Source organism: Pseudomonas sp. 1152_12 (genome assembly GCF_052850675.1).
The window spans coordinates 1-25017 of record NZ_VXCW01000006.1 but is presented as its reverse complement, the minus strand read 5'-3'; the positions used below and the strand labels follow the sequence as shown (position 1 = coordinate 25017).

Here is a 25017-nt window from a genome sequence, read left to right as displayed (position 1 = left end):
GGTGAAGGGCGCGTGCACGATACAGCATGATCGCGGCTGTCATCACCGCTAAATACTGCCGCTGGTCTTAAGCGATAGCGGACCGCTGACTCAGCCCGCTTTCAGATGTAAGGCGTAGCGTTGTCGCAACGGCTTGCCCATTTCTTCGTTTAGCGAGTTCTCCGTAAAGGGGGCAGGGTTGGTTGAGGTGGGAGGCGTGAAGGGGTTGTTATCGAAGTCAAAGGGCGCCGCGTTGGTTGGCAGGCCGACGGCTTGCAGTTCTGCATTGGGTGGACCAGGACGCTCAGGATTTTTTGCGGTCGGCTTGCTCGAGCCCGGCAGGAAAGTGCCGTTGGCGCCGTTCCAGGCGTGCGCCATCTCATGGTACAGCTGGACCAGGGGCGAAGTCGGGTCGTCGGTGCCATAGGATGACGGGTCATAGAGAATTGTGGCTTTGTCCGCGCGCGCGCCAGGCACCCCATCCTTGATATAGCCGTGCTTCGGGTTATCCGGTTCATCGCCAAGCTGTCGGGTATCTTCCAGTCTTTGCAGCTCGGCGCTTGAGAATATGTAGCGATTACCGGGGCCATCGGAGGGAACAATGTTGACGGGGCCGCCGTTTTGCAGCGCCGCCTTATCCAACGCCACCAGCACTTTTTGCCCTTGGGGCGATGCGCGAAGCAATTCCAGATCGTCTTCGACCCGTTGAATGAAATCGGGTGGTCCCATTACCCGGAAGGCTTGTCGGCCCGCTTTGGTCGGCGTCACGTGGTTGATGGTTGCACCTTGAGTGCCGATGAGGCGATCCGTCTCTTGTGCATAGATACGTGCCTTGATGGTGTTGGCCCTGACGGTGTCGTGTCCTTCCCCGGTGTAAAAGGTGGTGTCGTCATGGCCCACCAGCAGGTCATTGCCCAGCCCGCCATTGAGCACGGTATGGCCATTGCCCGCGTAAAGCTGGTCGTCGTCGGCGCCGCCATCCAGGTGGCTGTGTTTACTCGCCGGCCCGCTGCCTGCGTACATGCGGTCTCTGCCGCGATTTCCGTACATGACGGCGTTGCCAGTGCCACCCATCATCGTGTCGTCGCCCTCATTGCCTTCTGCATAGGCTATGCCGCTGCCAAGCCGAATATGGTCATTGCCGCGCCCGCCGTAGATGGTGGTGTGGCCGCCGCCTGCCTGGATAAAGTCATCACCGTCGCCGGCTTCGATCTCCACACGCACGGTGACATTGGGATCGATGGTAATACGGTCGTTACCCGCCCCGGTTTTGATGTGCAGTAAGGTCGGAACATTTGTTTCGCCGTCGTGCGTATTGAAGGCGTAGCAGCGACCGTTCACCTGCGCATACAGTTGGCCATCAGGACGTTGGCTGATGTGGATCTGGTCTGATTTATCGCCTGTTTCGAGGAGCAGAACATTGGCTAGCGTCTCAGGGCGTTCAGGGTTTTTGAGACCCTTGATCAGTACCTGACCTGCACGCAGGTTACCGTCATCCACCAGCATTTTTTGGGTGGTTTGAGTACGTGGTGCGTTGGAGCGCGGTGTGGGTGGGTTGCTGTTGACGGTAGGTTGGGATGGCGCCATGAAGTGGCTGTGATGCGACGTTACTGAGCTCATGGGGGGTTACCTTCCTGACGGATCTTAGCGTTTTTAGAACCGGCGTTTGCGACGCCGGCGCAGGTATCCGTCAGTCGAGCGATTAGCGTTAAACGTTCCTACTGCAATTGAGGCAACTTGCGACAAAACAGCCGCGCTCAATCAGCACGCGGCTTTCACCCGGGCTGACCTGGACGCTTACAGCAGGCTGATGGGGTAGCTGACGATCAAGCGGTTTTCATCGAACTCATTGTTGTTGAAGTCCCTGCGCATACTCGAATTGCGCCAGCGCACGTTCAGATCCCTGAATGTGCCGCTCTGCACCGTGTAGCCCAGTTCGCTCTCGCGGCCCCACTCCTTGCCGTCGGTGACGGTGCCGGTATGCACGTTACTGCCGCTGATATAACGGTTCATCAGGGTCAGGCCCGGTATGCCGAGGGCGGCGAAGTTGTAGTCGTGGCGCACTTGCCAGGATTTTTCCTCGGCGTTGTCGTAGCTGGCGTTGTAACTGTCGTTGGCAAGGGTGCCACCGCTGGTGCCGTTGACGCGCATCCAGGCGCTGTCGCCGGTAAGTTTTTGCAGGCCGACATAGAAGGTGTTGCCGCCGTATTTGGCAGAGAACAGCCCAGACCAGGTTTTGTTGTCCAGGCTCCCTGCGCGGGCGCTGCCGTCGTCCTTGCCGTAGAAGAACCCGAGGTTGGCGCCCAGGGTCCAGTCGCCCACGGGCTGGCTGTGGATCAGGTTGACGAACTGCTGGCGATAGATGTCTTTGAGCTGAGCATTCCACACGCCGACCTGGGTGCGTTTGTCGTTGAACGCGTATTCGCCGCCTTGGAAGTTGAAGCGGTCGGACGTAAAAGCGGTTTTCCCGGACATCGACATATCCGTCATGCTGCTGTCATCGCGCGGGCTGTTGGCGCGGAACTGGCCGCCGTAGAGGGTCAGGCCGTCGATCTCTTTGGAGGTGATCTGCCCGCCGCGCAGGGTTTGCGGCAAGGACCGGCCATCGTCTGAACGCAAAATCGGCAGCACCGGCATCCACTCGCCAACCTTGACCTCAGTCTTGGAAATCCGCGCTTTGAACGCCACACCCAAGCGCCCGAAGTTATCCGCCGGGCGGCCATCGTGGTCCAGTGGTAACAGCTGGGTGCCACCGGTGCCGCGCCCGCCATCGAGCTTTTGCGAGTACAAACCCAGCACATCCAGACCGAAGCCCACCGTGCCTTGGGTGAAGCCGGACTTGGCGTCGAGAATGAAGCTTTGTGTCCACTCCTGCGCGCCGCCCTGGGCTTTGGTCGGGTTGGTGTAATTGCGGTTGATGAAGAAATTGCGCAAGTTGAGGTTGGCGCTGGCGTCTTCGAGAAAGCCGTGTTCTGCGGCGACGACGGGCAGGGCAAGGCTGACGACAGCGGTCGCCAGCAACAGCTGGCGCGGGTGCAAAGTGCTCATGGTGTAGGACCTGTTGTTATTGGGGTTATGCAGGTGTCGGCCATGTTGCTTGGCGGTGTGGGCGTGATGAAAGTGGGGGCAGGCGGGTTGTGGGCGATGATCGAACGCAAGTTGACGGGCCGCCGCTGCAACGGCTGGCCCGCCACGGGTGGCTTACAGTCGAGACTCAATCAAGCGGGTCAAAGGAAAGCCGGGCAGGTACAGCTGGCAGGCGAGCGTCACGACCACCATCACCACTAGGAACACCAGTTGCCATGGGCTCCAGTAACTCCAGTGCAGGCCGCTGATCCACGGCCATTTGGCATTAAAGGATTCGTCGACCTCACCCATGCGCCGGTGGCTGAACAGGTGGATCAGAATCATGCCCAAGTAGGTGAACATGCCCATCAGCCCCAGCACGAAGCCGAACATCCACAGCATCCCTACTTGCGGCACACCGTGGCGCAGCACCAGCCAGTATTGGCGCGGGTTGACGCGTTTGGGCAACACCCGCTCGCTCAGCCACAGGTCCGCAACGCGCAAGCACGAGGTGAATGCCGCCCAGGCCTGGGTGGCGCGTATGGCGACGGTGGCCGGCAGAAAGGTCAGCAGCATGAACATGACGAGTTCGACCGGCGCCGGGCTTTTTTTCAGGTGGATGGAGGCCAGGCAGGTGGCGATGGCCAGCCCGCCCCATACCCTGGCCCAGCTTTTTTGGGTGACTGGACGCGGCAGAAACTTGCGCCAGAAAAACACATCGTGCTGGGGCAGGCGTTCAAGCAACGACGGGTAACGCCAGGCGAGTTTTTCCGACAGTTGCTGGCAGGCGTTCCATTGGTCTGCGCCAAACTGTGAAGTCAGTCGATGCTGTTCGGTGGTGGACATCGGCGTCAGCAACAGACGCGCAGCCAAGGTGTCGACTGCATTGCGTGGCCCGTTCTGGGCTTTTTCCAGCAGGTTGTCGTAGAAACTTTGCTGCTCGCAACGTTCGACCAGCGTGCGCCACATCCACGCGGGCTCTGGGTACACGCCTTTCTGGTCGTCCCAGCCAAAGGCCTGGCACACGCGTTCAAACAGCGGCACGCTCCATTCGGTGTCGTGCAGTAGTTGCAAAATGATGTGTTGCCACTGTTGCTGCTGATCGAACACCCGCAGCCAGGCTTGCTCGTTGTAGTGCGTCAGTTGGGTGATGAACTCGCGCTCGGCCTTTTGCTCCAGCAGTTCCTGCAAGGTGCGACGGTAATCCTGCAGCAGTTCGCGGGTGAGGGCTTCGTGCTGCCAAGGGGTCATCGCCACCTGTTGCCAGGGCGTCAGCCATTCCAGGTGTTGCATCGCCCAACCGACGATTGCACTGCGCTCGCCGGGGGCTTCGAAGCAATGGCGCAGCAGGCCGGCCTGGAATGCTTCTTCGCAGCGCTGCTGTTGGGCCTGGGCCCAGCGTTCATCGAGGTTGTGCACGTTCACGCCGGCGAGCAGTGCGTGGGTCGGGCTGGGCTTTGGCGCTTCAAACGCGGCGGGGCTGAGCGGGCTGATGTTCATCAGCTCGGCGAGGTCATACGCGTTTTTCGCCATGGGTGGTTCGAACGACGCAGGACTCAGGGGGCGAACGTCCATCAGTTCAGCCAGCTCGTTGAGATTGCCGTGGGCCTGTTCGGCCATCGGCGCCTCAACGGTTTCCAACTCCTCGTTATCGGCCCGCCAGCGCGCGATGTTCAGCGCCTGTTCATAGGCCTCGCGCAGGCGCTGGAAACCCTCGGCGTCATCGTCCGGGCGGCAGCTTTTCAGCAGCCGCGCGTAAGTGCGCTTGATGGTGCGCTCGTCGGCATCGTCTGCCAGTTGCAACACTGTCCAACAGTCCATGTGGTTATCTCTCAGCGCCAGAACCCGTTGTCGAGTTGCTCAAGTTGACGGGTCAGCTCGCTGCGGGCCTCACGGATGCGGCGTTCGTCCTGGGTGTCGAGCACTTGCTGGAACTGCGCGGCCCAGTGCCCGAGCTGCTCACGCAATTCGCCGAGGTTTTCCTGGTAGAGCCGCTCGAGGCGGGCGGTCAGCACCGTGTTGACCTGCTGGTCGCGCGGGTGAATCTTCAGCAGCGCCAACGCTTGCAGGCGTTGCTCGATCTCCTGCGGGCTGAGCACGCCCGGGTTGTTCTCGATCACCAGCGAATGCTGCTCGCCGGTCAGCGGGATGTTCACCTGGGCTTCGAGCAAGCCGTTGTTGTCGTAGGTGAAGCGTACGTCCAGCGAGACTTCGCCGGCCTTGCGCTTGGGCACAGGGATTTCCAGCTGGCCCAGTTCAATATTGTCTTTCACCAGGCGGCTTTCGCCCTGATAGATTTTGAGCAGCACGAAGGCCTGGTCGTCGTGAAGCGTGACCACACTCTTGACCCGGCTGACCGGCACGCTGCTGTTGCGTTCGATCAGCGGCAGGTAATGCCCGCTTTCAATATGGCCACCATACTGGTTTGAGGTTTCGATGCCCAGGGTGTAGGGGCAGACGTCGGTCAGCACGATCTCTTCCAGCGCCGCCGAACGGGCTTTGAGCGCCGCCTGAATCGCCGCGCCGTGGGCGACCACCTGGTCCGGGTCGAGGCTGATGGACGGGAAACGCCCGAACAAACCAGCGGCGAGTTTGCGCACCAGCGGCATGCGCGTGGTGCCGCCGACCAGTAGGATTTCATCGAGGTCGCCGACCCGAATCCGCGCATCGCGCAGGGCGCGTTCAATCGGCGCGCGCAGGCGTTCCAACAAGGGCGTGTAAAGTTTGGCGAGTTCAGCCTGGGTGATGGTTTTGACCCACTGCTGGCCGTCGACGCGCAGGGCGAACTCGGCGCTGTCGTCCTGGCCCAAGGCTTTGCGCACGCGCTCGGCTTCGCGGCGCAGGGCCTGCAATACACTGCTGGTGGGCGGGAAACCCTGGGCGTTGCGCTGGCTGTCGACGAAGTGTTCGAGCAGCAGGGTGTCGAAGTCTTCGCCGCCGAGGAAGTTGTCGCCGGCGCTGGCGCGCACCTCCATCACACCGTCGAACAGCTCGATGATCGACACGTCAAACGTGCCGCCGCCGAGGTCGAAGACCAAGAACGAGGTTTCCTTGTCACGCTGGTGCAGGCCATACGCCAAAGCAGCGGCAGTGGGTTCGTTGATCAGCTTTTCAACGTTGAGCCCCGCCAATTCACCGGCGATGCGCGTGGCTTTGCGTTGGCCGTCGCTGAAGTAGGCGGGCACGCTGATTACCGCTTCAGTGACGGTTTGGCCGTAGGTGCGTTCGATGTCTTCTTTAAGGCTTTTGAGGACCAGCGCCGAGAGTTCTTCGGGGCGGAACGAGCGGTCGCCGAGGCGCACTTCGGTGGCACTGCCCATGTAGCGCTTGAACAGCGAAGTGGTCAGGTGCGGGTGGGTATGCAGGCGTTCCTTAGCGGCTTGGCCAACCAGGATACGGCCTTGATCATCCAGGCCGACCACACTCGGGGTCAGCAACTGGCCAAGGGCATTGGGTACCATTTCGGCGGCATCGCCGCGCCAGACGGCGGCCAGGCTATTGGTCGTGCCTAGGTCGATTCCTACGATCATTACGACAAGCTCCCTTTGTGGTCTGTAAGAATCTGTTACCAATTTTACCCTGAAAGGTTGAAGGGAGCGCAAGGTGCACTCAACTCGTCAGATTCAGGTGTTCAGGTGCAGGTGTCTACTGTCAGGGTTGACAGTAGACACCTGCTTTCAAAGGCCTATTTTGGGGAGGGTGGCAGTTACTATCAGGTCTTGAAGGGAGAATGAATCATGAGCTTTGGATCAGATATGGGGAGTTTTTTAACCACTGTGAATAAGTTCAGTGGGGAATTGATCAACGCAGATGGCGAGAAGATCGCGCTTGATTTCGATAGCGTCGAGTTGAGCTACATCGAGGATTATCAATTTTTCGTTCGCTTAGGCCTTGAGGGCAACCCTGGTTCGAAAAATGAACTGACCCTTGAGGCGGGCAAGCTGAAACCTCGGCAGACATACCCCATCGGCCTGAGACCCCTGCCTATACAAGCCAGCTTTGGTTGGGAGGGCTATCTCGAGTACCTCCCGCCGGACTACTCGGGGAGTTTGAGGATTGAACACATCTCTGAGGACGAGAACGGCAAGATTAGTCTGACTGTGAGCTTCTCTCTCTATTATCAAGCGGAGGATGGCGAGGAAATGGAGGTCAAGTTCTCAACGCTTAAGTTGAGTACATGAACCCATTTTGGGGTGAACAAAAGGCCGAGGCATAAAAAAACCGCTTCCTGTGAGGGAAGCGGTTTTTTTACACCCGCACGATCAGAACAACTTCATTGCCGGTGCTTCTTCTTTCAACGGTTCGTTCTTCGCGGTCTGCGCGTTCCAGCCACCGCCGAGGGCCTTATACAGGTTGACCTCGCTGTTGAGCTGCGCCAGGCGGTCGGTGATCAGCGATTGCTGGGCACTGAACAGCTGGCGTTGGGCGTCGAGGAACGTCAGGTTGCTGTCGACACCAATGCGGTAGCGACGCTCGGCCAGGCGGTAGTAATCCTGGTTGGCCGCGACGAAGCCACGCTGTGCATCCAACTGCTGCTTGTAGGTCTCACGCGCGGCGAGGCCGTCGGAGACTTCCTGGAAGCCGGTCTGGATCGCTTTCTCGTAGGTCGCCACGTTGATCTCTTTCTGGATCTTCGAGTAGTCCAGGCTTGCGCGCAGGCTACCGGCGTTGAAGATCGGGATGTTGATCTGCGGGGCGAACGACCAGGTGCCCGAGCCGCCTTTGAACAGGCCGCCCAGGGTGGGGCTGGCGGTGCCGGCACTGGCGGTCAGGCTGATGCTTGGGAAGAACGCTGCACGTGCCGCGCCGATATTGGCGTTGGCAGCCTTGAGGTTGTATTCGGCCTGCACAATGTCGGGACGACGTTGCAGCAGGTCCGATGGCAACCCGGCCGGCACTTCGCTGAGCAGGTCATCCGACAGCGGTTTGCTGGCGATATTCGCCGGCAGGCCGGTGCCCAGCAGCAGGGTCAGGTTGTTCTCGTCCTGGGCCACCTGGCGGGTGTAACGCGCCAGTTGCACCCGCGCGTTTTCCACCGAAGTACGCGCCTGGCTGAGGTCGAGGGCCGAGGCCACGCCGACTTCGTTACTGCGCGAGGTCAGTTTGTAGCTCTGCTCGAACGCGCCGAGGGTTTCCTGGGTCAGCTTGAGCAGTTCCTTGTCGGCCTGCCAGGTCAGGTAGGCGTTAGCCACACTGGCCACCAGGCTGATCTGGGTGCTGCGCCGCGCTTCTTCAGTGGCGAAGTACTTTTGCAGGGCTTCTTCACTCAGGCTGCGTACACGACCGAACAGGTCCAGCTCATACGAGCTGATCCCGAGGCCCGCCGAGTATTGGCTGCTGATGGTTGATTCGCCGGTCTGCGACAGCTTGGCCGGGGTGCGCGAACGGCTGCCGCTGCCGGTGGCCGATACGGCGGGGAACAGGTTGGCGCGCTGGATCTGGTACTGCGCCGCGTAGGCGTCGATGTTCAGCGCCGCGACACGCAGGTCACGGTTGTTCACCAACGCGGTCTGGATCAGCTGTTGCAGGGCAGGATCATGGAAAAACTGCTTCCAGCCCTGCTCGGCAGCGGCCTGGCCCGGCGCCTGGGCCGAGGAATACGCCGGCCCTTGCGGGAATTGCGCAGCTACCGGTGCTTCAGGGCGCTGATAGTCAGGTATCAGCGAGCAGCCACTGAGCACGAATGCCGTGACGGCTAGGGAAAGTAGCGACTTGCTCATTGGCCAGCCTCTTTAGGAGTTTCAGGAATAACTTTCTTTTTACGTTCGCCAGCAGCCGATACGGTTGCGAAGAACAGTGGCACCCAGAAGATCGCCAGGACGGTGGCAGTGATCATACCGCCAATGACGCCGGTACCGATTGCGTGCTGGCTGCCCGAACCGGCGCCGGTGGAGATCGCCAGCGGCAATACGCCGAGCACGAACGCCATGGAGGTCATGATGATCGGCCGCAGACGCATGCGGGATGCCTCGATGGCTGCCTCGACGATGCCTTTGCCTTGTTCGTGCAGCTCTTTGGCAAACTCCACGATCAGGATGGCGTTTTTCGCCGCCAAGCCCACCGTCACCAACAGGCCCACCTGGAAGAATACGTCGTTGGACAACCCGCGCATGCTGGTCGCAATCAACGCACCTACAACCCCAAGCGGCACTACCAGGATGACGGCGATCGGGATCGACCAGCTTTCGTACAGTGCTGCGAGGCAGAGGAACACTACCAGCAGCGACAAGGCGTACAGCGCAGGCGCCTGGGAGCCGGACAGACGTTCTTCATACGACAGCCCCGTCCACGCATAGCCAACACCCGCCGGCAATTGCTTGGCAATACGCTCGACTTCGGCCATGGCGTCACCGGTACTGTAGCCCGGAGCCGGCGTACCGAGGACTTCCATCGCCGCTACACCGTTGTAGCGCGAGAGTTTCGGCGAACCGAAGATCCACTTGCCCGAAGCGATGGAGGACAACGGCACCATCTTCCCGGAGTCGCTGCGCACGTACCATTTGTCCAAGTCTTCAGGGGACATGCGGCTGGCGGCGTCACCTTGCACGTACACCTTCTTCACCCGACCGCGGTCGATGAAGTCGTTGACGTAGCTGCCACCCAAGGCAATCGCCAGGGTCTGGTTGATATTCGACAGGGTGATGCCTTGGGCGCTGGCCTTCTCGTCGTCGACGGTGAGCTCGTACTGCGGCTCATCGTTCACGCCGTTGGGGCGCACGCCTGCCAGAATCTTGCTTTGTGCTGCCATACCGAGGAACTGGTTACGCGCCGCCATCAATTTGTCATGGCCAACACCGCCCTGGTCTTGCAGGAACACGTCAAAGCCGGTGGCGTTACCCAGTTCCAGTACAGACGGCGGCACGATGGCAAATACCATGGCGTCCTTGAAGGTCTGCATGAAGTAGCCCTGGGCGCGCTTGGCGATTTCGAACACGGAGTTCGAAGCGTCACGTTCGGCCCACGGCTTGAGCATCACAAATGCCAGGCCCGAGCTTTGACCACGACCGGCGAAGTTGAAGCCGTTTACGGTAAACACCGATTTCACGCCTTTGCCTTCGCCTGGCTCGCCTTCCTTGTCGTTGAGCAGGTACGCACGCATATCGTCGATGACTTTCTGCGTACGTTCAGCCGTAGAACCGACCGGCGTCTGCACCTGGGCAAAGATTACGCCCTGGTCTTCATCGGGCAGGAACGCCGCAGGGATGCGCATGAACAACCAGATCATGCCAGCGAAGATCAGCAGGTACACCAGGAACGCCGGGATCTTGTGCTTGATCATGTTACCCACACCGCGCTCGTAGCTCAGTACGCCACGGTCGAAGGTGCGGTTGAACCAGCCAAAGAAACCACGCTTGGGTTGGCCGTGTTTTTCCGGGTCGATCGGCTTGAGCATGGTGGCGCACAAGGCCGGGGTGAAGATCAGGGCAACCAGTACCGACAACGCCATGGCCGAAACGATGGTGATGGAGAACTGTTTGTAGATCACACCGGTAGAGCCGCCAAAGAACGCCATCGGCAATAGTACCGCGGACAGAACCAAGGCAATACCCACCAAGGCGCCCTGGATCTGGCCCATGGATTTGACCGTCGCTTCCTTAGGCGACAGGTGCTCCTCAGCCATCACCCGCTCGACGTTTTCCACCACGACGATGGCGTCATCCACCAGCAAGCCGATGGCCAGGATCATGCCGAACATGGTCAGGGTGTTGATGGTGAAACCGAACGCGGCCAGGATCCCGAAAGTACCTAACAGCACCACCGGTACGGTCATGGTCGTGATGATGGTGGCGCGGAAGTTCTGCAAGAACAGGAACATCACCAGGAACACCAGCACGATCGCTTCGACCAGGGTATCGACTACCCCGGAGATCGATTCGGTCACGACTGGGGTGGTGTCATACGGCACCACCGCCTTCATGCCTGGCGGGAAGAACGGTTCAAGCGACGCGACGGTGGCACGGATGGCCTTGCCGGTGTCCAGGGCGTTGGCGCCCGAAGCCAGCTTGATCGCCATACCGGAAGCCGGCTTGCCGTTGAACTGCGCAGCGATGCTGTAGTTCTGGCCACCGAGCTCTATACGGGCGACATCTTTCAGGCGTACCTGTGAACCGTCGGTATTGACCTTCATCAGAATATTGCCGAACTGCTCGGCCGTCTGCAGGCGGGTCTTGCCAATGATCGTGGCGTTCAACTGGGTGCCGGGCAGGGCAGGCAAGCCGCCCAACTGGCCGGTCGCGACCTGCACGTTCTGTGCGGAAATCGCAGCGCTGACATCCACCGGCGTGAGCTGGTAGTTGTTCAACTTGGCCGGGTCGAGCCAGATACGCATGGCGTACTGCGAACCGAACACCTGGAAGTCACCTACACCCGCGGTCCGCGAAATCGGGTCCTGGATGTTCGACACGATGTAGTTGGACAGGTCGTCCTTGGTCATGCTGCCGTCTTCCGACACCAGACCGATCACCATCAGGAAGTTCTTCACCGACTTGGTGACGCGGATACCTTGCTGCTGTACTTCTTGTGGCAGCAGTGGGGTCGCCAGGTTCAGCTTGTTCTGCACCTGAACCTGGGCGATATCCGGGTTGGTACCCTGGTTGAACGTTACGGTGATGGTCATGCTGCCGTCGGAGTTACTGTCCGAGGAAACATAACGCAGGTTGTCGATACCGTTGAGCTGTTGTTCGATGACCTGCACCACGGTGTCCTGCACGGTTTGTGCGGACGCACCTGGGTAGGTCACCTGGATGTCGATGGCGGTCGGCGCGATGGCCGGGTATTGGTTGATGGGCAACTTCATGATCGAAAGTGCCCCGACCAGCATGATCACCAGGGCAATCACCCAGGCGAAAATGGGACGGTCGATAAAGAATTTCGACATGGGTTACTCCCCTTTGCCGGCAGCGGCAGCAGGAGCAGCAGCACTGCCAGCGTCAGCAGGCTTGGCGTTGTCGGCAGGCTTGACCTTGACCTCGGCGCCCGGCTTGACGTACTGCAAGCCTTCGGTGATCACACGGTCGCCGGCGTTCAAGCCTTTTTCCACCAGCCAATAGGCGCCGTAAGTACGGTTGGCCACCAGTTCACGCTGCTCGACCTTGTTGTCGGCGTTGACGATCAGCGCCATTGGAGTGCCCTTCAGGTCACGGGTCACGCCTTGTTGCGGCGCCAGAATAGCCTTGCTGTTCACACCGGCTTTCAGTTGGGCGTGGACGAACATGCCCGGCAACAGGGTGTGGTCAGGGTTCGGGAACACGGCGCGCAGGGTCACGGAACCAGTGGTCTGGTCGACCGACACTTCGGAGAACTCCAGTTTGCCGTCCTGGCTGTAGGCGGTGCCATCCTCCAGGGTCAGTTTGACCTTGGCAGCGTTTTCGCCGGCTTTTTCCAACTGGCCGCTTGCCAGGTCGCGGCGCAGTTTCAGCATTTCAGCCGAGGACTGCGTGACGTCGACATAGATCGGGTCCAGTTGCTGGATCACGGCCATGGCGTCGGCTTGGCCATTGCTGACCAGTGCGCCTTCGGTGACCGAGGAACGGCCAATGCGTCCGGAGATCGGCGCGAACACTTTGGTGTAGCGCACGTTGATCTGGGCGGTTTGAACGTTGGCTTCGGCAGTCATGCGGTTGGCGACGGCGGTGTCGTATTCCTGACGGCTGACGGCTTGCTCATCGACCAACTGCTTGTAGCGGTCGCTGATGGATTTGGTCTGGGTCAGGCTCGCTTGTGCGCTTTTCAAGGTGGCGTCATACACCGACGGGTCGATCTGGTAGAGCTGTTGCCCTTCCTTCACGTCGCCGCCTTCCTTGAACAGTCGCTTGAGAATGATGCCGTTGACCTGCGGCCGAACTTCCGCGATGCGGAAGGCCGTGGTGCGGCCCGGCAACTCGGTGGTCAGGGTAAAGGCTTGCGGTTGAATAGTGACCACGCCGACCTGAGGGATTTGAGCGGGCGGAGCCGCTTCTTCCTTTTTACATCCGCTGAGCAGCGATGCCAGGGCGACGGCAGTGACCAGAGCGGTAACAGCTGGCTTAAGTTGCATGAAGATCCTCGGGTCAGGCGCGCAGAATGCGCACAAGAAGTGTGGAAGGGTAAAAATCAAGCTGTGAGTAGATAAGTAGCTTGCTACGCAATATACTTACGTTCATGGTTGTTTGTAAACTCTTGACAGGCTTCGCGGATTGTTGACAAAGCAACCGCCAAAGCCTCGATTTTAGTACGTTCGGCGCCCATGACGGTGTCGTCCCACAATTATTCAGATGATCGTTACCGTCTATTAAAGCCGCGTTACCGATAGTCCCAAGTGTTCTGATTGAGGTTTTACTGCCATGGTTCGTCGTACCAAAGAGGAAGCTCAGGAAACGCGCAGCCAAATTCTCCAAGCCGCCGAGCAAGCCTTTTATGAGCGCGGCGTTGCGCGGACCACGCTGGCGGACATCGCGGCGTTGGCGGGTGTGACGCGCGGCGCTATCTATTGGCATTTCAGCAATAAGTCCGATTTGCTGCAGGCACTGCTCGACACGCTGCACGAGCCCCTCGATGAATTGGCCCGGGCCAGTGAAAGCGAGGATGAAGTCGACCCGCTGGGCTGTATGCGCAAGCTGTTGATTCATCTTTATCATCAAGTGGCCCTGGACCCGAAAACCCGGCGCATCAACGAAATCCTGTTTCATAAGTGCGAGTTCACCGATGAAATGTGTGATATGCGGCGCCAACGTCAAACCCATAGCCTGGAATGCAACCTGCGTATCAGCCTGACATTGCGCAACGCGGTCCATCGCGGGCAACTTCCGGAAAATCTGGACACTGCGCGTGGCGCGGTGTGCATTCATGCCTACATCCACGGCTTGATTGGCCAGTGGCTACTGGTCCCTGACAGCTTCCAACTGCATCAGGATGCCGAACGCTGGGTTGATTCGGGGCTGGACATGCTGCGCTTGAGCCCCAGCCTACGCAATTAAGACAAAATGCGTAATTGCATCCAAGTGTGTCAATAGCAAAGTCCAGAGACGGTCAATCGTCCCTTCGCAGGATTTGTAGGATGACTTTATATACGGGCATGCGGGCGGTTGATAGGTAGCCGACTAAGTATTTTGTAGCGATATTGTTGCAATGCTGTGAAGGAATGTTTCCCGGCCTCAACGAAAAGGCCCTGGTTCCTGCGAGCCGGGGCTTTTTCGTTTCAGCACGTTGCCTCGCTGGAGACGCTGCCGTGGGCAACGTTTCTATTTCCCTGCCGCGCCGCTAGAACTGCAATGAATACTGCGCGGTGATGTTTTGATCGCGAAAGCGTTCGCCCCATTGCTGGCTGAAACCCAGGTCCAGTGAACTGTCGCGGGTCAGCCTGGCGATGGCGCCCAGTTCCAGTCGGGTGGTCTGACGATTGAGCGGCGCCCCCGTCACCTGCAGGTTGGAACCGCCGTCCCAGGCAGCCTGGGTGGCCGGTTGCACATCGCCATTGGCCAAGGTGTAGGCCACGCCGCCAAGCAGGCTTAGCCACGATGGTCCGATGTGCGCTTTATTTAGATCAACGTTGAAGCGTACGCCGCTGGTAGTCAGGTTGACGGTCTCTTTTGCGCGCAGGCCTTTCAGCGCACTGACGCCACCGTGCTCACTGAAACCGTCGCTGCGCTGGCGCACCTGGGCCAGCTGCACGTACGGTTGCCAGTCCCAGGCGCCCTGGTCAAAACGATAATTGGCCTCAGTGAATACTTGCAGGGTACGGGCGCTGTAATCAGCCGACAGGCGCTCATTGATACCGGGGAAATTGACTTGGCGTTTCGTCTGGATCTCGTGCTGAGCGTATGCCGCCCCGCCATACAACCCAAACGCGTCCCAGGTATGCCCCACGTGCAGGCCGATCTGGTAGGTGTCGATGTTGGCTTTGCCACGCGATCCCGCTTTCACGTCTGTACGTCCACTGCCAAGTACCACGCCCAGTCGCGTGCCTTGCTCCAGCTCATGATCAATGCCCGCCAGCACTCCGGCAGTAGTGTTCGAGGTTCGGGCCGTGTTGCCATCGCCGCCGGATGTGCCGGAGTAGCGCGGTAGCTGTACCCAGACGCCTGAGCGTGGCTCCCCTGGTGTGCGGCTGCGTGTGACCGCTGTGCTGCGGGCCCGGTCCAGGGCTGCGTCGCGCAAAATGCGGCTGTTTTCGATCAGTACCGCCTGGCTGCTGGCATGCAGTTCACCGCTGAGTTGATCCAGGGCGTGCGGCGCTTGCTCCGGGAACAGCGCAGTCAGGCGCTGGGGCAAGGCCCCGGACATTGCTTCACGGTCAGCGGCACTGGCGACGGCCAGTTGGTTCGGGGTGTTGGCGGCGGATGCCAAGGTGCGACCCCGCCCAACATCAACCCGCACAGCATTGGCATCAAGCACCTGATTGAAACTCAGGAAGGGCGAAAATGCATTGTGGTCAACTGTGCTGAAACCGCCGTTCAAGCCGCTGTTGGCGTGCAAAATGTGGTAGCGCTGGCCCAATGGGAAAACGCCGTCCTGGCGCGCCATGCGCAGCGTACCGCCATCGACTTGAGCGTGTCCGGCGACGCGTAACGCCCATTGTTCAGGCGTGCCATGGGCCAGGGCGACCAGCGTCGAGCCGGTGGCCTGTCGATAATCGCCATTGACCCTCAACGCCTGGCGGTCAGTGCCGGGCATGATCGTGCCTTCAACCCGAGTGTCGGCCAATAGGCCTGTGCCGGTTAACGTGCCTTTTGCACCGACGGTGGTGCGGGCTCCGACTTGGCTGCCGTTGACCTGGGCAACGCCGCCGTTGACGTTGAGGACGGTATTTTGCAAGGTGCCGTTGAGGATGAACGCGCCTCCTCCTACTTTGACGTCGCTGCTCAAGCGATTGAGGCCGTTCAGCTCCAGGATGCCTTGTGTGAGCGTGGCCCCGGCAAAACGGTTTTCGCCACTGAGGCGCAGCCAGCCCACGCCGCTTTTGCCCAGGCGCCCCGGGCCGTCGATGTCGTTACGCCAATCGTCCCAGGCGCCGCCTTCCCAGACTTTTGCGCCACCTGCGTAGCGGTCCATATTGACGTCGGTATCGACCCGTAACTGGCCGGGGCCGTCGATGGCTTTTTCCAGGTTCATCAAGCCCCAGCCATACACATCATCGACGCCGGATGCGCCGAGGTCAGTGGCGGTGGTCAGCAGCACGTCGCGAATTTGCGGGTTGTCGAGATAGGGGTAGCGCTCCATCAGCAGGGCCAGGCCGCCGGTGACGTGAGGGGCGGCCATGGAAGTACCGGATAACGTGCCGTAGCCAAAGGTTGGGCGTTCTGCGGTGACACGGAAGCCATTTACCTCGCCCTTAGCGTCGACGTTCAGTTCAGCGTCGATTTTGCCAACGACAATCGAGGAGGTGATGTCTGTGCCCGGTGCGGCGAGGCACCAGTCTTTGCTCAGGCCACAACGACGGGACTCATCGCTGAGGCTCAAGTCGTGGTTTAGATCGACCACGCTCAGCCAGTAAGGCTCAAGTTCCGGTGTGAGGTGAGGCAGAGTAGCCTCTAATGACGCTATCGGTGCGTCCCGTGGTGTGAGGTTCGCGGTTGTTGTGTTGCCAGCGGCCCACACTTGCAGCAGACCGAAATCACGTGAGCCTTGGGTCAGCGCATCGCTCAGATAATGGTTCGCCAAGAACTCATCAACCTCTTCGGTAGTGAACTCAGCGGTGGCCATTCCCCAACTGTTATTGACGGCACGCACGCCCTTCGCGCGCAACCGGGCATAGACGCCCGCCAACGTCCCGGCAGGGGGGCGGGTCAATAGCGTGCCATCTTCTAATAAAGAAGGGCTGAAGGTATTGCTGGCGGGCCTCATTGTGCTTAGTTCTGCGCCGTAAGCCAGGCCATGCATGCCTGAGCCATCTCGGTTTGCCACCATCGTTCCGGCGACGTGGGTGCCGTGGGTGGAATAATGCGGCCCAGCGGTGTCGAGAAGCGCCTGAAGTTCCGTCTTTTCTTCAGGCTCGATTTCGCTACTGGCGAGCAGTTCCGTGATGAAATCCAGTTCTTGCGCCAAGATGTTCTGATAGTTGATCTGGGGTTTGTTGCCCTCGCTGAAAAAACACCCTGCGCCATTGCCCAGAACGACGTCGCTAGTGCACCCAGGTGCGGCTGTTACTAGGCTCAGAGGTGCCTTGCCGGCAAACTCGCTGTGGTGCAAATTAACCCCGGAATCGAAAATACCAACCCGCACCCCATTGCCACTCAACCCTCGCGCATAGGCATGGTCCGCCCCAACGGCGGCCAATCCCCAATTCAGCTTGAACTCTTCGTTGTGCCAGCTGGCAGCATCGTTCAGGCGGCCCTGTTCGACATAAGCCTGGGTCTCAATCGGCGTCAACAACAGGCATCCCAACAGGCCCAGGGCATTGGCCACAGCCAAGGCTGGAGAGGTCTTTGTGGCCGTCCTGAAAAAAGGGCAGCTCTTTGTTATCGGCATCTTTAATAATCCTTCACTTGAAAGTCGGCGAACGCCAGCTTCCGTAATCAAGTGCGAGGTGTATGTCGGGAGTAACCGCGGATATGCAGGGGAATATTCGACCTGATGTACAAACATCAGCGCACCCCGAAGGGGATGGCTACAGGGGGGATTTCTGGGGCAGGTATCAGCCAGCGAAGGGAGGAGTGCGAGAGACGCAGCAGTGAACGCGCGGCGGCGGTGACGCCGCCGCGCGCTCGATCCGCGAGTTACATTAGATTGCCAGTGTCGGGTAGTCGATGTAACCGACCGGCCCCTTGGCGTAGAAGGTTTCCGGGTGCGCTTCGTTGAGCGGCGCATCGGCCTTCAGGCGCGCCGGCAGGTCCGGGTTGGCGATGAACGGTACGCCGAAGGCCACCGCATCCGCCTTGCCCGAGGCCAGCCAAGCGTTGGCGCTGTCCTTAGTGAAGCGTTCGTTGGCGATGTACGCGCCGCCGAAGGCTTTTTTCAGTTGTGGGCCGAGGCTGTCGCTGGCTTCTTTTTCACGCGAACAGATGAACGCGATGCCACGCTTGCCCAATTCGCTGGCAACGTAGGTGAAGGTCTCGGCCAGGTTGTCGTCGCCCATGTCATGGGCGTCGGCACGCGGAGCCAGGTGCACACCCACACGGCCGGCGCCCCAGACTTCGATGGCCGCGTCGGTCACTTCCAGCAGCAGGCGCGCACGATTTTCCAGGGAACCACCGTAGCTATCGGTACGCTTGTTGGTGCTGCTCTGCAAGAACTGGTCGAGCAGGTAACCGTTGGCGCCGTGGATTTCCACGCCGTCAAAACCGGCGGCCTTGGCGTTTTCGGCGCCAACGCGGTAAGCATCAACGATGTCGGCGATTTCAGCGGTTTCCAGGGCGCGTGGGGTTGGGTAGTCGGCCAATGGGCGCACCAGGCTCACATGGCCTTTGGGCTGGATCGCGCTCGGTGCCACCGGGGTTTCGCCGTTCAGGTAGGACTCATGGGAGATGCGGCCGACGTGCCACAGTTGCAGCACAATCTTGCCGCCCGCGCCGTGCACAGCCTTGGTCACGTTAGCCCAGCCGCGTACCTGGTCGTTGGACCAGATGCCCGGGGTGTCGGGGTAACCCACGCCCAGCGGCGTGACGGAGGTGGCTTCGCTGAGAATCAGGCCCGCTGAGGCGCGTTGTACGTAGTACTCGGCCATCAGCGCGTTAGGCACGCGACCTTCATCAGCGCGGCAGCGGGTCAGCGGCGCCATGATGATGCGGTTGGACAATTCCAGGTCGCCCAGTGTGATCGGATCGAAAATAGTCGTCATGGGATAACACCCTTCTCTTTAAGTGAATTGCTCAGTGGGTCGCAGGGGCCAGGTCGGCATTGCCGTTCTGACGGAAAGTAATCAGGGTCACCAGCAAGGCCAGGATTGCCAGGGCCGCCGCCGCTAAAGGCACGCTGGTCAGGCCGAAACCGTGGGCAATCACGCTGCCACCGACCCAGGCGCCGAGGGCGTTGCCGATGTTGAAGGCGCCGATGTTCAGCGTGGACACCAGGTTTGGTGCGGCCTTGCCGAAGGTCACTACGTTGATTTGCAGTGCCGGCACGGCGGCGAACGAGGCGGTGGCCCACAGGAACAGGGTGATTTCAGTCGGGATCACCGCAACGCTGGTCCAGGTCAGCACCGTGGAGACCACCGCCATGCTGATGAACACGCCGATCAAGGTGGCCGCCAGGCGTTTGTCCGCCAGCTTGCCGCCAATAATGTTGCCCACGGTGAGGCCCAGGCCGATCAGCAGCAGGGTCCAGGTCACGCCTTTGGGCGAGACGCCAGTGACGTCGCCGAGCAACGGCGCGATGTAGGTGAAGAGGGTGAACATGGACGCGGCGAACAGTGCGGTCATGGTCAGCGACAACCAGATGCCGGCGCCTTTGAGGGCAGCCAGTTCGGCGCGCATATCGAGTTTTTCGTCGTCACGCTTGGCCGGCAGGAAGCGGATCAGGCCAATCAACGCCACCACACCAATCGCCGTCACCGCCCAGAAGGTCGAGCGCCAGCCAGCTTCCTGACCCAGCGCGGTGCCCAGCGGCACGCCGAGCACGTTGGCCAGGGTCAGGCCGGTGAACATCAAGGCTACAGCGGAAGCACGCTTGTTGGCCGGTACCAGATTGGCCGCAACCACCGAACCAATCCCAAAAAAAGCCCCGTGGCACAGCGCAGTGACTACACGGGCAACCATCAGCACGTTGTAGTCACTGGCCAGTGCGCAGAGCAAGTTGCCGACGATAAAGATGCCCATCAACGCTACCAGGGCGGCCTTGCGTGGCAACTTGGCGGTGGCCAGTGCCATAAAGGGTGCGCCGATGGCCACGCCCAGGGCGTAGCCGGTGACCAGCCATCCAGCGCCGGGAATCGACACGCCCAAGTCCGCCGCCACATCGGGCAGCAAGCCCATGATGACGAACTCGGTGGTGCCGATGGCGAAGGCGCTCAGGGCCAGTATGAGGAGCGAGAGGGGCATTAGCGTTTCCTTGGTTACAGCGGTTCGATGATTTCAGCGCTGAGTTCAGTGGTAAGCGCGGCGAGAAAAGCTTGGATCACTTCCTCATTGCGTTTGAAAAAGTGCCACTGCCCGGCCTTCTGGCTGCTGATCAACCCGGCTCGTTGCAACGTCGCCAGGTGCGCCGACACGGTCGACTGGGACAGGCCGCAGCGCTGATCGATCTGTCCGGCGCAGATGCCGTACTCGTGGTGATGCACTTGCTCGGGGAACTGCACTTTCGGGTCTTTGAGCCAGGTGAGGATGTCTCGGCGTACTGGGTGCGCCAGGGCTTTTATTATTTCGTCGAGGTCGATGGACATGGCGGGATGCTCGGTTGCGTAAAACGTTATATCGCGATGAGGCGAACTTTAAATCGCTGCATCCCGATATACCAATATGCTTTTGGTCTTAAGATCGGCTATTTCGGTATATCGGGTTATAACGATACATTGATGGCAGTGCTAGACTGCGCGGCATGAATTATCTCGCACATCTGCACCTAGGCGGCCAACTTCCTGCACAACTGCTGGGCAGTCTCTATGGTGACTTCGTCAAAGGTCGTCTGCAGGGCCAGTTCAGCCCGCAAATCGAGTCGGCGATCCAGCTGCATCGCTCCATCGACCGCTTCACCGACAGCCACCCGCTGGTAGGTGAGGCGTTGTCACGCTTCAGCCTGACCCGCAAGCGCTACGCTGGGATTGTCCTCGATGTGTTTTTCGATCACTGCCTGGCGCGGGATTGGGCGCGGTATGCCAACCAGCCTCTGGAGCACTTCACTTCGCAGGTGTACCGCGTACTGGCGGCCGAACCGCAGTTGCCGGGGCGGCTGGCGCAGATTGCACCGTATATGGCAGCGGATGACTGGCTGGGTTCGTACCGTGAGTTCGCGGTGATGGAGCAGGTGTTGCGCGGGATTTCGCGGCGCCTGACCCAGCCCGAGGAATTGAGGCATGCCATGCACGAGTTGCGGGTGTTGTATGAGCCGCTGAGTGAAGACTTTCGGCTGTTCTATCCTGAGTTGCAGAAATTTGCACAATCCCACCTGACGGTTGAGATCTAAACCTGTGGGCTTGCCTGCGATGGCATCAACTGGTTATGCCTGATACACCGAGGTGTCTGCATCGCAGCGGTGCGGCGATCCGACAAGCCAGCTCCCACAGAAAAGCAGAGCACTGCGGTGCTGGCAGTCGAACTCGGTCAAAATTGTGGGCGCGGCGGTGCGACGATTCGACTTGCTCGCGAATGCGGTGGGTCAGTCAGCTCATGTGTAACTGCCCCACCGCATTCGCGAGCAAGCCCGCTCCCACATTGGGATCTCATTACATCAGCTAGATAGGGTGGTGCTCTGCTTCTGCTCTGCTTTTGCTTCAACCACTCAGGTCGGCTACTAGGCCGCCGTGCTCTTGCTTTTGATCTTGATCTGAGGCGCCCCGTTAACCACGATGGCCGGAGTGAGGGCACACCGAGCCTAAGCGAGGTGCCGAGTGGTGGGGCAAGAGCCCTTTTGGTTACTTTTGGCTGGGCCGGCATTCCGGGCTCTTTTCCAAAAGTGACCCGCCGTAAGGGCAGAACCAATAGCCGCCGTTACCGCAGCAACGGATATGTACTCAATCTACCTAAACCATCACAGGCTAAAAGCAACACAAAAAGTTGCGTAGATACCCATGACCATAGCAGGCAAGCCACCTCCCACATTTTAAAGTGTGTTCATGCTGCAAATGCAGGCCGAGTCGCCACTTGCTCCGTCTCCGGCAACGGCCCAAACAACGCCTTGTGCACCGCCTGCTGCGCCTGGAACGCCAGCGCCGCGCGCTCTTGCCCGGCGCAGGCAATCGGCGTGAGCACATGGATTTGCACATCGCCCTGGTCATTGGCGAACAGGCGCATCAGGTGCGAGAGCAAATCATCGTCGCCAATAAATGGCGCCAACGGGTCCACTTGCCCATCGCGCAGATAACGAATCGCCACCGGTTGCAGCGACACATCGGCATCAATTGCACTGGCCAACAAGCGCCCGTGGAAGGTACGCAGGCTGCGCCCGTCGTTGGTGGTGCCTTCCGGGAACATCAGCAGCGGGTGCTGCTGCTCCAGGTGACGGGTCATCTGCTTGCGGATCAACTGGCTGTCGCCCGAGCCTCGGCGGATAAACAGGCTACCGGCCTTGGCCGCCAACCAGCCGGCCACCGGCCAGGTGCGCACCTCGGCCTTGGACAGAAACGACAGCGGCGCCACAGCGCCCAGCAGCGGAATATCGGTCCAGGACACGTGATTGCTCACCCAGAGCATCGGCGTTTGCGGCAACTCACCGTGCACCGTCACGCGAAAGGGCAGGGCGTGGGTCAACCGTGCCATAAAAAAACGCGACCAGCGCTGGCGCCGCACCATCGAGTTGGCCACACCCAAACGCTCGAACACACCAAACACACTGGCCATGCTCAAGCCCAGCGCCACCACCAGCAGCACGCGGGCAATCCGCGCGTACACGCGCAGGCGGCCCATCACATGGCCGCCTTGAAGTGGCGGGCGTAACGCGGGCACAGCTCGTCGCGCTTGAGCAGGATGAACACGTCGGCCACTTGGAAATCTTCGTCCCAGCACGGCTCACCGCAGATCTTCGCGCCCAGGCGCATATAAGCCTTGAGGAGCGGCGGCATTTCCGCGATCACGTTGGACGGCAGGTCCAGCGCCGGTAGCGGCTTTTTCGGCTCGGCGCGCAGGTGTTCGTTGCACAGATAGCGTTCGCGCAGGCGCTGCATGATCGCGTGGGCCTGGATGCCGCCGTCGTGCATCGGGATGCTCGCACAGCCCATCAAGTAGCTGTAGCCACCTTGGTTCAACACTTCGGCCAACTCGCCCCACAACACAGCGATGGTGCCGCCGTTGCGATAAGCCGGGTCGACGCAGGTGCGGCCGATCTCCAGGATCGGGCCTTGCAGGTGCAGCAAGCCGTGCAGGCTGAATTCTTCTTCGCTGTAGAAGCGGCCCAAGGTGCTGGCGGCCTGGTGATCGAGTAAACGGGTGGTGGCCACCAATCGACCGCTGTTCAAGTCCCGCACGCCGATGTGGCTGCAGTGAACATCATAGTCATCCATGTCCAGACCCAGTTCCGCGCCTTTCAGCTTGGCGTTGAACTCGCCGCTGAACACGTTGAACCGCAGGGCCTGGGCTTCCTGCAGCGCCTGTGCGCCAACCAGGCGTTCGGCTTGCAGACGGCGTTCATTGCCGGTGTCGCTGATGCGGGCGATCTGAGTCATGGCGAATCTCCGAGTGCCAGCCACGTTTCGGCCGGTCGACTTGTTTGTCCAAACTCAGGCTATGTAGGCTCGGTGTCATCTCCATGAAGTTCCAGTGACGCTTAGATGACAGCCGCGGCAGGGCGTCTTCTACCGGATGCAGCGCGATCCAAATGTGGGAGGGGGCTTGCTCCCGATGACGGTGGATCAGTTACAGATGAGCTGACTGAGCCACTGCCATCGGGAGCAAGCCCCCTCCCACAATTAACATGCATCCACTCAAGACTCGCGTAGCAAAACTGTCACTCATCCAGGCTAGGCTCGCGGGCTTGAATGCCCCCCTTGAGTTTGTGTCCATGGTCCGAGGCCTGTTGTGCGTTGCCCTGCTGTTAGCCACCGTCACCGCCCGCGCCGAAACCTGGCCTGACAAGGAGTGGGCCATGGGCACACCGCTCGACGGTCCCGCTGTCGAAGACCTCAATGCCTACGCTTTTCCAACCCGTGACGACGCCACCCGCCAAGGCATTCGCACCGACGCGCTGCTGGTGATCCGCGATGGCGTGATCATCTACGAACGTTACGGCGCGCCCACCACTGCCAGTACGCCGCACCTGACTTGGTCGGTGAGCAAAAGCCTGATGGCCACCGTGCTCGGCGTGGCCTATGGCGAAAGCCGCTTCAAACTCACCGACCCCGCCGCACGCTTCTACCCGCCGATGAAACAGCACCCCAAAGTCACCCTGGCCGACCTGCTGCACTGGGCCTCGGGCCTCGACTGGCAGGAAGACTATGAATATGCCCCGCTGAAATCCTCCGTCGTGGCGATGCTCTACACCCGCGGGCGCGCCGACATGGCCGAGTTCGCCGCTGACACCGAGGCTGTCGCCGCACCGGGCCAGGTCTTCCGCTACTCCAGCGGCGACAGCAACATCCTGTCCGCCGCCCTCAAAGGCATGCTCGGGCACAAGGCTTATATGAGTTACCCGTGGGAGGCACTGTTCAAACCGCTGGGCATTCACAACGCCACCTGGGAAACCGACGCCGACGAAACCTTTGTCGCCTCGTCCTACGCCTACCTCACCGCACGCGACCTGGCGCGGGTCGGCCTGCTGATGGCGCGCGACGGTCGTTGGGGCGATCAACAGTTGCTGCCCAAAGACTGGGTCGCCTTCAACCGCCGACCCTTCGACCAATACAAATCCGGTCAAGACGAGGCGGTGCCCGGCGGCCAATGGTGGCTGAACCGCGAAGTGCAAGGCGCGCCCCGCCCGTGGCCCGACGCCCCGGCCGACACCTTCGCCGCCCTCGGTCACTGGGGCCAGGCGCTATTTGTATTGCCTGACGAACACCTGGTGATCGTGCGCTACGGCGACGACCGCGACGGCAGCTACCGCCATAACGAACTGCTCAAACGCGTGCTGGCGGCGGTGCAGCCATGATCCGCCGTCACCCGTTTATCAGCGTTTTCCTGCTGCTGTTACTCGCCTTGTTAGGCTGGGTGTGGCATGAGCGCGTCAACCTGCAAGCCTTCCCCGACATCATCGCGGCGTACACGGCCAAGGAGTACTGCTCGTGCCGGTATGTGGAGAACAACCCCACCGAGTATTGCCTGGGGTATGTGAAGCAGTACGTGCCGACCAGTGCATTCAGCGACAACCCGGAGCGCAGTGAAGTGACGGCGAGCGGGCTGGGGCGCACGCACACGGCGCGCTGGCTAGGGGATCGCCAAGGCTGCCGCCTGAATCCCTGACACACCAGAGATTCCC

General features: G+C 60.4%; 18 protein-coding genes. 5 read left to right on the top strand and 13 right to left on the bottom strand.

Going from position 1 to position 25017, the window contains the following annotated elements:
* Window positions 1-90: 90 nt before the first annotated feature.
* The 4 genes from FW764_RS12580 to FW764_RS12565 all read right to left on the bottom strand — a co-directional run bounded on the left by FW764_RS12580 (window position 91) and on the right by FW764_RS12565 (window position 6575).
* On the bottom strand, window positions 91-1599 hold the full coding sequence (locus FW764_RS12580) for a M91 family zinc metallopeptidase (protein WP_446434205.1): 1509 nt from the start codon (window positions 1597-1599) through the stop codon (window positions 91-93).
* A gap of 177 nt (window positions 1600-1776) precedes the next feature.
* On the bottom strand, window positions 1777-3027 hold the full coding sequence (locus tag FW764_RS12575; RefSeq protein WP_446434204.1) for an OprD family porin: 1251 nt from the start codon (window positions 3025-3027) through the stop codon (window positions 1777-1779).
* 153 nt (window positions 3028-3180) lie between these two features.
* Window positions 3181-4866 carry a J domain-containing protein gene (locus tag FW764_RS12570; RefSeq protein ID WP_446434203.1) on the bottom strand — a complete coding sequence of 562 codons (1686 nt, stop codon included), beginning with the start codon at window positions 4864-4866 and terminating at the stop codon, window positions 3181-3183.
* 11 nt (window positions 4867-4877) lie between these two features.
* The gene (locus tag FW764_RS12565) at window positions 4878-6575 is read right to left on the bottom strand and encodes a molecular chaperone HscC (RefSeq protein WP_446434202.1); all 1698 of its coding nucleotides are present in this window, start codon (window positions 6573-6575) and stop codon (window positions 4878-4880) included.
* 207 nt (window positions 6576-6782) lie between these two features.
* Between FW764_RS12565 and FW764_RS12560 the strand changes: the two genes are divergently transcribed.
* Window positions 6783-7226 carry a hypothetical protein gene (locus FW764_RS12560; RefSeq protein WP_446434201.1) on the top strand — a complete coding sequence of 148 codons (444 nt, stop codon included), beginning with the start codon at window positions 6783-6785 and terminating at the stop codon, window positions 7224-7226.
* Window positions 7227-7307: 81 nt separating this feature from the next.
* Here FW764_RS12560 and adeC read toward each other — a convergent pair whose 3' ends face one another.
* From adeC to FW764_RS12545, 3 genes are read right to left on the bottom strand one after another with little or no spacing between them, the layout of a single operon-like run.
* On the bottom strand, window positions 7308-8765 hold the full coding sequence (gene adeC, locus FW764_RS12555) for an AdeC/AdeK/OprM family multidrug efflux complex outer membrane factor (protein WP_446434200.1): 1458 nt from the start codon (window positions 8763-8765) through the stop codon (window positions 7308-7310).
* Window positions 8762-11923, bottom strand: a complete 3162-nt coding sequence (locus FW764_RS12550) for an efflux RND transporter permease subunit (protein ID WP_446434199.1) — start codon at window positions 11921-11923, stop codon at window positions 8762-8764. Before FW764_RS12550 ends, adeC begins: the two co-directional genes overlap by 4 nt.
* Window positions 11924-11926: 3 nt before the next feature.
* Complete coding sequence (locus tag FW764_RS12545) at window positions 11927-13081, bottom strand: efflux RND transporter periplasmic adaptor subunit (protein WP_446434198.1); 1155 nt, start codon at window positions 13079-13081, stop codon at window positions 11927-11929.
* A gap of 286 nt (window positions 13082-13367) precedes the next feature.
* On the opposite strand from FW764_RS12545, the gene FW764_RS12540 reads away from it, so the two are divergent.
* Window positions 13368-14000 carry a TetR family transcriptional regulator gene (locus tag FW764_RS12540; protein WP_446434197.1) on the top strand — a complete coding sequence of 211 codons (633 nt, stop codon included), beginning with the start codon at window positions 13368-13370 and terminating at the stop codon, window positions 13998-14000.
* Window positions 14001-14283: 283 nt separating this feature from the next.
* On the opposite strand, the gene FW764_RS12535 is transcribed toward FW764_RS12540, so the two are convergent.
* The 4 genes from FW764_RS12535 to FW764_RS12520 all read right to left on the bottom strand — a co-directional run bounded on the left by FW764_RS12535 (window position 14284) and on the right by FW764_RS12520 (window position 20338).
* Window positions 14284-17427: an autotransporter domain-containing protein gene (locus tag FW764_RS12535; RefSeq protein ID WP_446434494.1), complete on the bottom strand. Its 3144-nt coding sequence runs from the start codon at window positions 17425-17427 to the stop codon at window positions 14284-14286.
* A 316-nt stretch (window positions 17428-17743) separates the two neighbouring features.
* Window positions 17744-18799 carry an alkene reductase gene (locus FW764_RS12530; RefSeq protein ID WP_446434196.1) on the bottom strand — a complete coding sequence of 352 codons (1056 nt, stop codon included), beginning with the start codon at window positions 18797-18799 and terminating at the stop codon, window positions 17744-17746.
* A gap of 31 nt (window positions 18800-18830) precedes the next feature.
* Window positions 18831-19997 carry an MFS transporter gene (locus FW764_RS12525; protein WP_446434195.1) on the bottom strand — a complete coding sequence of 389 codons (1167 nt, stop codon included), beginning with the start codon at window positions 19995-19997 and terminating at the stop codon, window positions 18831-18833.
* A gap of 14 nt (window positions 19998-20011) precedes the next feature.
* Window positions 20012-20338 (bottom strand): ArsR/SmtB family transcription factor, encoded by a 327-nt coding sequence (locus FW764_RS12520; RefSeq protein ID WP_414188937.1) that lies wholly within the window; start codon window positions 20336-20338, stop codon window positions 20012-20014.
* 155 nt (window positions 20339-20493) lie between these two features.
* Here FW764_RS12520 and FW764_RS12515 point away from each other — a divergent pair, with 155 nt between their 5' ends.
* Window positions 20494-21078, top strand: coding sequence for an acyl carrier protein phosphodiesterase (locus FW764_RS12515; RefSeq protein ID WP_446434194.1), 585 nt, complete (start codon window positions 20494-20496; stop codon window positions 21076-21078).
* A 647-nt stretch (window positions 21079-21725) separates the two neighbouring features.
* Here the strand turns inward: FW764_RS12515 and FW764_RS12510 are convergent.
* Both FW764_RS12510 and olsB read right to left on the bottom strand, forming a co-directional pair.
* Window positions 21726-22517 (bottom strand): lysophospholipid acyltransferase family protein, encoded by a 792-nt coding sequence (locus tag FW764_RS12510; RefSeq protein ID WP_446434193.1) that lies wholly within the window; start codon window positions 22515-22517, stop codon window positions 21726-21728.
* The gene (gene olsB, locus FW764_RS12505) at window positions 22517-23272 is read right to left on the bottom strand and encodes an L-ornithine N(alpha)-acyltransferase (RefSeq protein ID WP_003172415.1); all 756 of its coding nucleotides are present in this window, start codon (window positions 23270-23272) and stop codon (window positions 22517-22519) included. Before olsB ends, FW764_RS12510 begins: the two co-directional genes overlap by 1 nt.
* Window positions 23273-23607: 335 nt before the next feature.
* On the opposite strand from olsB, the gene FW764_RS12500 reads away from it, so the two are divergent.
* Both FW764_RS12500 and FW764_RS12495 read left to right on the top strand, forming a co-directional pair.
* Complete coding sequence (locus FW764_RS12500; RefSeq protein ID WP_446434493.1) at window positions 23608-24690, top strand: serine hydrolase domain-containing protein; 1083 nt, start codon at window positions 23608-23610, stop codon at window positions 24688-24690.
* A complete protein-coding gene (locus FW764_RS12495) occupies window positions 24687-25001 on the top strand; it encodes an amidase (RefSeq protein ID WP_446434192.1) in 315 nt (104 codons plus the stop codon). Before FW764_RS12500 ends, FW764_RS12495 begins: the two co-directional genes overlap by 4 nt.
* Window positions 25002-25017: the final 16 nt, after the last annotated feature.